The 10,018-nt window shown below is 42.7% G+C and carries 4 protein-coding genes; 3 read left to right on the top strand and 1 reads right to left on the bottom strand.

The window, feature by feature from the left end:
* Positions 1 to 149: 149 nt before the first annotated feature.
* From BGX12_RS14760 to BGX12_RS14750, 3 genes are read left to right on the top strand one after another with little or no spacing between them, the layout of a single operon-like run.
* Complete coding sequence (locus BGX12_RS14760) at positions 150 to 3,953, top strand: hypothetical protein (RefSeq protein ID WP_109736796.1); 3,804 nt, start codon at positions 150 to 152, stop codon at positions 3,951 to 3,953.
* Positions 3,946 to 8,523, top strand: coding sequence for an RHS repeat domain-containing protein (locus tag BGX12_RS14755; protein WP_109736795.1), 4,578 nt, complete (start codon positions 3,946 to 3,948; stop codon positions 8,521 to 8,523). Before BGX12_RS14760 ends, BGX12_RS14755 begins: the two co-directional genes overlap by 8 nt.
* Before the next feature lie 48 nt (positions 8,524 to 8,571).
* Positions 8,572 to 9,396 (top strand): TM2 domain-containing protein, encoded by an 825-nt coding sequence (locus BGX12_RS14750; protein WP_199220798.1) that lies wholly within the window; start codon positions 8,572 to 8,574, stop codon positions 9,394 to 9,396.
* A 227-nt stretch (positions 9,397 to 9,623) separates the two neighbouring features.
* On the opposite strand, the gene BGX12_RS14745 is transcribed toward BGX12_RS14750, so the two are convergent.
* Positions 9,624 to 9,854 (bottom strand): hypothetical protein, encoded by a 231-nt coding sequence (locus BGX12_RS14745; protein WP_109736793.1) that lies wholly within the window; start codon positions 9,852 to 9,854, stop codon positions 9,624 to 9,626.
* Positions 9,855 to 10,018: the final 164 nt, after the last annotated feature.

Raw genomic sequence — 10,018 nt, 5'->3', positions numbered from 1 at the left:
TGTAGATGTAAAGATAGCCTACGAATGGGAATCGGAATCGAGAGAATCATCTAGCAAGGCTGCCTAAATGCTTCCACACATGTTGATGATGCCTCATAAAAGTTAAGCCAACAGTTTCGTCAAAACGTTTCTCTGACTGGAAATTCATTATGCCAGACGGAACAACTCTGTATTTTGGAAATACAGAAAATTCCAAAAGGACTCAATTAAGTCGTGGAAATGTCATTACCGCATATTCTGCGGATACTGTGGGGTTGGCGCCGTTTATATACCGCTATGATTTGTCTAAGGTAACCGATTTTAACGAAACAACAGAAATAAAATTTGAATATTCAAAAGTCCAGGAGACCATTGTCCAAGGAAAATCATATACTCGTGAGAGTGCTCTTTCTAGCGTTTACTGGCGAAACGGCGAAACTACGATTGATTCAATCGCGTTGATGTATTCATCGATGAATGCCGAAGAATATCCTGGGTACGGGACTACCGAATCTAAAGATTCTCAGCGACTTTACGAAACCCGTTATCTTTCAAAAATAAGGATCTTTGTGCAAGGAAATTTCTACGAGGAGTTGGCCTTGTCGCAAAGAATTTCCCATGTACAAGATTTTGCGGATAAAAGATATCTGCAGGCTGTTAGGGATTCCATAATTGGAGGGGAAGCTCGTTCGTGGGCGTTTCATTACAATGCGTCAAATGGTTTATTAGATCAAATAGTTCTTCCAGACAATTCCGTTGACAATTTCAGCTACACCAACATTTCATTTGATCTACTTTCCGACGCACAATCACCTTCCGATCCAGATACCATGCGCAATATCTCGGGTGCTCAGGTACAGATTCCTGTCGCAGAAAGGGAAAATTATCGTAATGGAGTCTCCTGCACAGAAGAATTTTGTTATGCGACTTTGACAAATGCCAAATCGGGCGACAGGCAAGATCTTTATGTTCAAATTTACCACAATGACGGAAACTATTTCTCCTCTCCATTTAATTTTCAAATGAGTGGGAAAATAGCGCCTCGCTTGTTCATATCTTCCAATTATTTTATACTGGCAGATGTTGAAGGTCGTGATTTGAATTTTTATGAATGGAATGGTTTCAGATTTGTTCAGCAGAATTCTGTGATAGGGGATTTTTTTGAAACTCCTACAGAGCTATCAGGAACTATTGAGAATATCATAGTACAAGATAATTATTTTCTTGTTGTAGAAAAAGATGGGGACATTCGCAGAATTTATCCCATAGTTCGCCATCCGTCAACAGGGAATTGGACTTTGTTGCCTAAGGATAAGTCTGTCTGTGGTTTTTCCAACACTTCGGATTATGGAGATCAAGTGCGCAGCAGTTCTAATGCATGCCTAGAATGGTCCAGTGCTATTGCCATAGATGCATCTCCGACATTGTTTATTGTTGGTGAAAACGATAAGGATGTATTGAATGTATTTGCATATAAAGATGGCTCCTTCGACGAATTGACCAGCAATGCAGCCATATTCCCGGATTTTGGGATTCAAAAAAAAATAAATGGCGTTACCTATACAATGAACTTTCAAAAGGGGCTTGACGGTATTGCCTTGTCAGGAAACACCTTGTTTGTCACCTTGAATAAGGGTGATACTGAATATATCGTTTCAATGTTTTTTGATGGGAAAAAATTTCAGGAGATGGCCAACGAACATTGGGATGACGGAACATACCGATGCGGAGGAGACGCTTTCTGTGGGGACCGATTTGTCATCATGGATAATTTCGTTGTGGAAATTTCAAATGCGAAGGGCAATGTATTCCTTTGGAGAAAAAAGCGTAGTAATGAAGGGGTGTTTTTTGAACTAGATCGAAATGGAATTTTCCCGTTTGACGGAGCGAATGACAATGTCTTTGTTTCAGTGACTAGGGACGCGCTTTATCTGGAAGAAAGGTATGCTTCCACACGCCCAGTGATTCAAAACGGTCGTTATCATAACCTTTTGATTCGCATCCCCCGCGATCCTACAAGTCCGATTTCGTATTGTACAAGTGAACTGGACAGCAGTGTGTTTGATTTGCAGTTCTCGCAAAGTGACCCGATTGTTTTTTATCAGACAGGTTTGACTGAAGGCGGAAAATTATGTCCTCAAGGAGTTCTTTGCTATGTCAGTGGATATAGTCTACATCGCAATTTTTCAGAAGATCGATTTTTCCTTGCATCGAAATTCTTTGAACAACCTCTAAACTATTCTTTCCATTCAACAACTTCGCAGACATCCTATTCCGCGCCAAATCGTTTGATGGCCAAAACAGTTGTGGATTCTAATTCAAGTAGAAATTTAATCGGTCTTGCACAGTATTCAGGCCATAATTTCTGGAAACCGCAAAATTATTCAGTAGTGGATCGCTATTGGAAAGAAAGATCGACGGATTCCACCAATCGATATACCCAGTTTACGTATGTACAGCCTAATGGTATTGTCGAATTCAACGCCCATACGCAACAGGCTCAGTTTATTGCACCCGTGGTGAACACAGTGGCATTCGTCAGCAACGATACGGTGACAAAAACCCGTTATGACTTTATTGCGGACCTCAAATGGAAAACGCTTGTCGGCTATCAGAAAAATCTTCAGGGAACACTCTCGAAAACCAGGCACTACGACAGGTCTGGAATGTTGCGCAGTTCGAGTCGCAATGTATTTGCCCTAGATTCCGGTGTTGGACGGAACTGGCCAAATGGCCTTGTTGTAAACCTGCTTGATTCCACGATTAGCACCACCTTTGACCCGATAGGCAACAAGATAAGCGTTGTCGATAAGAATGTCTTGCTAGATAACGAATCCGGGCAATTCATGGGAACTTTAAGGCAGTCCGGGCCGTATTTCCTATTCTCTCAAAAAATTCTGGAACGGCAGAAACTGAATCGTAATCCTGACAGCGTGATTTTCAAGAATCCTGTTGCGCAATACTCTTATGTCCCGTTTACGACAAGTCCCTTGACAGCAATTCAGTCTTCAAATCCATCACAAGTGTTCCTAGCCGATAGTGTCGCATCGGCATCCAAGGTTTCCTATTCCTCCGATTTTCCTGGTGCAGCGATATCCAGTTATGTATGGCAGGCGCCAATCCGAGTAGGCCAAGCCTTCCCCATTTCAACAGGATGGGAAAAGGCTGATTCTGTAATTGCCACAGACAGCTATGGCCATGTGACAGAGTCTGTCCGACTGACCAATGTGGGCTTACGGTCAAGCTGTAATGTTTTCGAAGGACATAGGTCACTTTTGACAGGATCGTTTATCGGAGCCGCCTGTGCTGATGTGGCTCTAAGCACCGCCGAACACGGAACTCCTAATGGTTGGGAGATGCCTCAGACAACAATCGATAGCGTTCAGGTATATGACGGACTTTACTCGTTCAAAGTTACGGATGGATATGGCCCTACACGGAATATCAGCCTCAAGGAATTGCATCGTTATAAATACAGCTATGTAATATCGGCGTTTGCGTATTCTACTGGGGTAAAACCAGTGCTCATGACGGAATTCCGCAGGGCGGATAAGACAATCGCAAAGACTATAGCAAGCTACAATCCGGTGAGAGAGCCTTTCAAAATAAACAGGTGGCAACGTTATGAAATAGAAATACCATATTCCGAACTGGTTTCGAATGGGATGTTTGCCGACTCGTCTGCGGACGACCATCTGAGAGTTTGGCTCGGAACTGGAACTCCGACAGGGGATGCCTCGCGAATAATCTATGTGGACGATTTCGTCGCCTATCCGTCGTCGGCTGCGTTTACCATGACATCTTACGACAGGGCAGGGCATCCTCTTTCCGCTATGGGAATGGACTTCCAGAAGAATGATTTTGTCTATGACAAGAACCATCGTCGTCGAGCTACAAGGGATCCGAAAGGAAGAATTTTCACGGATAACGCAAAACATCTGCTGAAAGAAAACATGGGAGGAGCAAATGAATAAATTGTTTACCCTTCTTTGCGTGTCTGTTCTTGCAACATTAGCTTCGGCAAATCCTCCGAAGGCAACGGTCATCGAGAATACTTCCCATGCTCGCGATTACGACTTTACCTTTACGCATGGCAACCTGCTGCCGAACTGGAGCTTTGAAGATGGTTTCTATGCTTGGAACGGGAAACGACTTTCACGAACGGAAATCACGGCTGCCTATGGTCAAGAAATACGCCCTGTTTCCGGTAGCTATGTAGGCATGACATCCCCAACGGGTGGACCAGTGTCCGATTTTGTTCCCGTTGACGGGGATTCTGTCTATACGCTGAGTCTTTTTGCATACAATGTGAACAAGGCTGTTGTTTCGCCAAGAATCTATTTCTATTCCGACAAGGGTGTCCAGGCTTCATATCTTGACGGGAAAAAATATACCCGAGCAACCCAGTGGAGTCCATATTCCCATACATTCAACATTCCAGAAGGAACTCGTTATATCAGAATTTCTCTTTCTGATTCGTCAAATTCGACAATGTTCTTTGACGATGTCATTCTGGAACCGGGAAAAACGGCAAGCACACGAAACTCTGTCGGCATGGGAATCTCCTTTTCTGATGGGTTAGGTCGAGGTCACATGGCCGAGGCTTTGGTTCACAGGGAATTTGCAAGCGAACTCCTTCCCTCGGAATGCATGAACGGCTTCACTGCCTATGCGACGGAGATACTTGAAGTCAGGGCAAGAAGTAAATCTCATGGTGGAAATCTTGGTTCTGGAGATTCCATTTTCATTGATAATGATGTTAATGTTCGAGACACATCTCTTTCTGAACTGGGAGTAGTTGCTAGGAATTCAGTGCGCATGGGAGACCGCGATTCTGTCTTTGCAAAGGTCAGTTACGGGCGTAGCTTATGGACAGGAAACCAGACTTTCGTTCAGCAATCTGTGCAAAATGTCGTGACAGACATTTGTGCATTCCCGCCAGAAGATTTTCCCATAGGAACATCGGATGTTTCTCTCGCCAATGATGCTGACTCAACCCTTGTTCCTGGCAAATACGGAAATGGGCTGATTCGCGCAAGGAGTACATTGCGATTTTCCGCAGGCGACTACTATTTCGATACCTTCTTTGTAGAGCCTTCTGCCATATTGCGTTTTGACTTGTCGCAGGGAAATGTAGTCATGCATGTTCGTTCCTCCTTGTCAATAAGCGACAATTCAATCATGTCCTATGATTCCACGAGCCGCTACTTTATTGGATGGCGGCTTGCTCAGTCATCTACACTTAGGCTGGGGACGATTTCTGGCTTGGCTGGCGTATTCGTTGCTCCGAATGCAAAAATAGAGCTGGGACACCAGAGCGCCCTGCATGGTCTTATCTATGCGAAAAATGTGGAACTGATGCAGGAGTCGGATATCTCGGCATCGTCATTCCTATTTTTCAATCCCGCCATGCGTTTTATAGTAAAGGAATCCCGTTATGATAATCTTGGTCGGGCCTATCAGGAAGATTATTCCTATGTTGCTGAACTGGAACGGGAGGGCTATGTCGATTCCTCGCTGATTCATGCAAACGATTATTTTTCGCAGAATGGAGACGGTCCCGATGCCGCAGGCTACGCATATCTCCAGAACGAGTATTCACTGCAGGATGGACGGTTGCTTAAAAGTTCCATGCCTGGCGAACCATGGAAACTGGACGGAACGCATGTGGGATTTTCCGATTACGCCTATGTTGCAGACCTGAATATTCCCCAGTCGCTTGACTTTTCAAAAACAAGTACCCCAAAAAATTACACACTTTCATATAGTCGAAATGTTGAAGGACGCTTATCACTTTCTTGGAAAAACCTCCTGGGGCAGCTTGTACAGACTGCTTTCGCAGTGGATACGAGTGGCTTGAATATGCGCAATTGGCACTGGGCGATAAAGAAGTACGAATACACCCGCGAAGGGAACCTGCGCAGGACGATTACTCCGCTTGATGCTGACCAGAATGATTCCGCCTTTGCCGTCGTTTCTGATTATGATGCCGCCGGAAGAAATGTTTCTACGGAAGGCCCCGATGTTGGAACCGAGAAATTCTACTACACCAAGTCTGGAAGCGTCCGCATTTCCGTGACGGAGGAACAACGGGGCAGGAATGCAGTTTCTTACAAGGAATACGACGCTCAAGGGCGAATTGTATCCATTGGCGAGAGTATCCTTGACCTGGTGACGGACGCAAGGCTCAGGGGAATTGCCAAAAGTCAATCGCCTGTTCCAGGTGTAAAGACGGAATATTCGGGTTCCGCTTACGACAGCCTTTCCGCCTGTCTTGACAGAATCAACAATGATAGGCTTGAAGGCTATTTTGTCGGCAGGACTTTAAAAAATACTCGTGGGAAATTGGCCTGTGCGTGGACCCGCAACCCTCTCGTCGTGAATCGTATCGGAGCGGATGCCGCCTTGGTTGCCGACTTCTTTAGTTACGATTCCCTTGGCCGTAAGACTGTTTCGATACGCTATACGGGTGCTGAAATTGATTCAACTCGCAGGGTGGTTTTAAAGAACTACGAATACGACAACCTTTCTCGCCTATACAGGGTAACTGTAGCGAATGCCGACGGCTCTATCCTCGACATTCGCAGGTATAGTTATGACGATAAAGGGCGTATAGACGCAATTCGCGACGACGAAGGACTTAACATAGTCAAGTTTACCTATGACGACTTGGAACAGGTCTCTGCAGTGAAAATCGGGGATCGTCTGGAGACGGATTACGCCTATCATCTGCATGGACAGGTGACTTCCCTGAATATTCAAAATACAGTTACTGGCGATACGCTTTTCCGACAGACATTGAATTACGAGGATGTGACCGCTTCGGCAAATGAACAGCCCCGTTATGACGGAATGATTTCCAGATTGTCCACTATATACGGCATTGCTGATTCCTCTGGAAACAGGGTATCAACCTTCCTCTATGACATGCCCGGCAATATGGTAAAGCGGAGTGGTTCTGCCCCGGAGGCTACATTCAGTTTTGATAAGAATGGTCGCATGCTCACGCAAGGCTATGGTGGAAATACGCTCGGCTACAACTATTACGATGGTTCCTACAGGCTCAACAGGGTTACGGGAACAATCGCCCTTGACTCTGCCAGGAATGCCTCCAGGACAGACAATTTTACCTATGACGCTTCGGGGCGCATGATTGCGGATAGTTCCAAAAGTCTGTCTGTGGAATACGACCCTTATGGAATGCCAGTTTCCTTTGTGCAGACTTCTGATTCTTCAACATGGCGCGAGGTTATGATTTACGATCCCTCCAGCTGGCGTGTTGCGACATTTGTGTATGAAAATGACTCACTACAGGCAATTCGTACCGACATCATGGCAGGTGGCAAGAAAATTCTGGAACGCCGCAGGGCCTATGTTGCAAATGATAGTTCCGTTACCGAATACAAAATGATAACAGGCAAATCGGGAATCGTGGGTAGAATTTTGCCGGATTCGTCGAAGGAGTGGTATGTCAAGGACTACCAAGGATCGCTAGTGATGACCCTTGTGGAAAACGGAACTGGCAATGTACTTTCTTATGAACCTTATGGAGCGCAGAAGAAAATAAAGGTGTCTGGAGACAGCCCCGCCGAACAATATACCGGCAAGGAACTGAATGAGCGAGTGGGCTTGTATTACTACGGGGCAAGATATTTTGACCCGGTATTGGGCATTTGGATAAGTCCAGATGCCGTAAAGCAGTTTGACAATCCTTTTCACTTCGGTGAAAATCCAATAAATTATGTAGATAAAGATGGAAACCTCGCCATACCAATTGTTATAATTCCTTTTTTATCAACTATCACAGTATATGTAACGATTTATCAAGAAGAAATATTTAGTTTTTTGAATGGATTAATTTCTGGTTACGATAGCGGTCATGGCCTTGGATATGATGGCAAGGTAGATTTTTGGGGATTTGTTGGTGCTGAAATTGGGGCTAATGCACACAATATTGTTGAATCTGACGAATTACCTCACGAAACGTTATTGGGTAATGTTGCAAAAAATTTAGAAAATGGTCCAAATTCTTTTGTCAAAGGCTGGAATCAAGTTGGAATGGCTATGGAAAATGGGATTATGTTCATGGGCGAATCTATTGTTGAAGACGGACTATGGCTTGCTGATGCTGGAGAAAAAATGTTGTTTGATTTCAATACTACATCCAATTCTGGAATAACCAATTCTATTTTTATCTCACAATTTCAAGGGACTTCATCAGGATTTCAACCGACTAATTTGGTAATTGGAACTACAGCCCCCAAAGATCTTAATAAGAGCACTTCCTATAAAAATTATTCTTATGAGTATGAAAGAAATATTAACACTACAAACACGGATTTTAATAAACCTCTAGAACAAGTTCAACATAGTATCGATCAGGTTCAAAATCCAATAAACAATATTGATATTGAAATCCAAATCCCTGAAATAAAAATTGATAACGATTATCAAGATATTATGAATGGAATAAACTCTGATCTGGAAAATATCCGACACTCAAATAAATGTTATATTGGATGTAATGGATATACAAACTTTTAAGGGTAAACCTTGATTTGTCCAAAATGCAATCGAAAATATGAAGATGACATGCCTCGCTGCCTATGGTGCGATGCCCCAAATTTGAATTATGGGAAGAACGAAAAAGAAATCCCAGCCCATGAGGAATTGAAACCGACTGTTTTAGAACAAAAAGCCTCATCGAAAGGAACTCTTGTTTTTTGGCTTACCGTTTTTGGTGGTGAATGTGGATTGCATCATTTTGCGACGGGGAATTATTTAAAAGGAATCGCCTATCTTCTTTTTGGAATTTTTACCTATTCGTTTTTGAATGGTTACTTCGGAATGTTTGCGTTCCCCTTGCATTTTTATCTTATTGCTCCCGCTTTCGTTGTAACAATCAGGTTCCTATGCTTTTGCGATTTGTGGAATATTAGCCAGGGGAAGTTTTTCAACAAGAGAAAGAAAATTACATACGGTGCTGCCAAATGGATGAAGATAATGGTCCCTGTCATAGGTTGTTTTTATCTGCTGGTTTCGGCGGGGGAGTGCTTAAATCAACTTGCAAATTACAGAATGATTGGTCAAAAAAGATTGGAAACCATTATGCAGACATATGTTGATTGTCAAGAAAAATTTTTCACGCAAAACAAAAAAATGGGAACTGTTGACGAAATTGGTTTTGCTTTGACGCTTGATATAAACACAAACTATTTTACATATAAAGAAATTGAAAACGGAATCGAAATTGAAAATCAGACATCCTACGGAACATGTCACAGCAATTCCAAATGGACTATTACCGTAAAATCTAGTGAAGACCTAAATTGGCAAGTAAATCTACCAGAAGAAATAATGTGTGAAACCATGTTCCCTAAAATAACGGAATATAAAAAAAAGATTGGAGGTCCTTAAACGGCTTCGCGAATTTGGTTCTATTTTAATCTCCGTTACTAGAAGTCCACATAAAAATAGCAAAATACAAAAGGTATGTGAAAACTCTCCATAGCATAGATGAAGTATTTGCTCCTCATTTTAATAAGTTTCTTTTTGGTGAATTGTTCTCTATGCAACGCCCTGCTTTGAGTCCTGGCTGTTGTTGATGCGCCAAAACATTGCCAAATTTACACACAATATCGCTGTTACTGCATATCCAACACATCTTGTTTTTTCAAGCCGTATGGCAAATGATTTTCAACAATCTTAGCCTCAATTTCATTTTCTCTCAATTTCTTTTGTATTATTGGAAGGAAAGTCTGCGTCAACATCGCTATATCCTGCCCGTATTTTTTCATAAGCAAGTAAATTTTTACAAGGTAAGCGTATTCATGAGTTTCTGTAGATAGTTTGTCAACAAAATGATTGAAAATCATTGAAGAAAATTCTGAATTTTGGTTTTCTTTTAAAATATTCCAAAAACTTAATAAATCAAGATAAAGATGGAGGCATCATCAACATGTGTGGAAGCATTTAGGCAGCCTTGCTAGATGATTCTCTCGATTCCGATTCCCATTCGTAGGCTATCTTTACATCTACA

Origin of the sequence: Fibrobacter sp. UWR4 (genome assembly GCF_003149045.1) — a bacterium.
Classification (GTDB): Bacteria; Fibrobacterota; Fibrobacteria; order Fibrobacterales; family Fibrobacteraceae; genus Fibrobacter.
This window is presented reverse-complemented; position numbering and strand designations above follow the sequence as displayed.

Coding starts and splice junctions, on each gene's coding strand:
- BGX12_RS14755 (WP_109736795.1), top strand. CDS start 3,946: ATGAATAAATTGTTTACCCTTCTTTGCGTGTCTGTTCTTGCAACATTA.
- BGX12_RS14745 (WP_109736793.1), bottom strand. CDS start 9,854: ATGATTTTCAATCATTTTGTTGACAAACTATCTACAGAAACTCATGAA.
- BGX12_RS14760 (WP_109736796.1), top strand. CDS start 150: ATGCCAGACGGAACAACTCTGTATTTTGGAAATACAGAAAATTCCAAA.
- BGX12_RS14750 (WP_199220798.1), top strand. CDS start 8,572: ATGCCTCGCTGCCTATGGTGCGATGCCCCAAATTTGAATTATGGGAAG.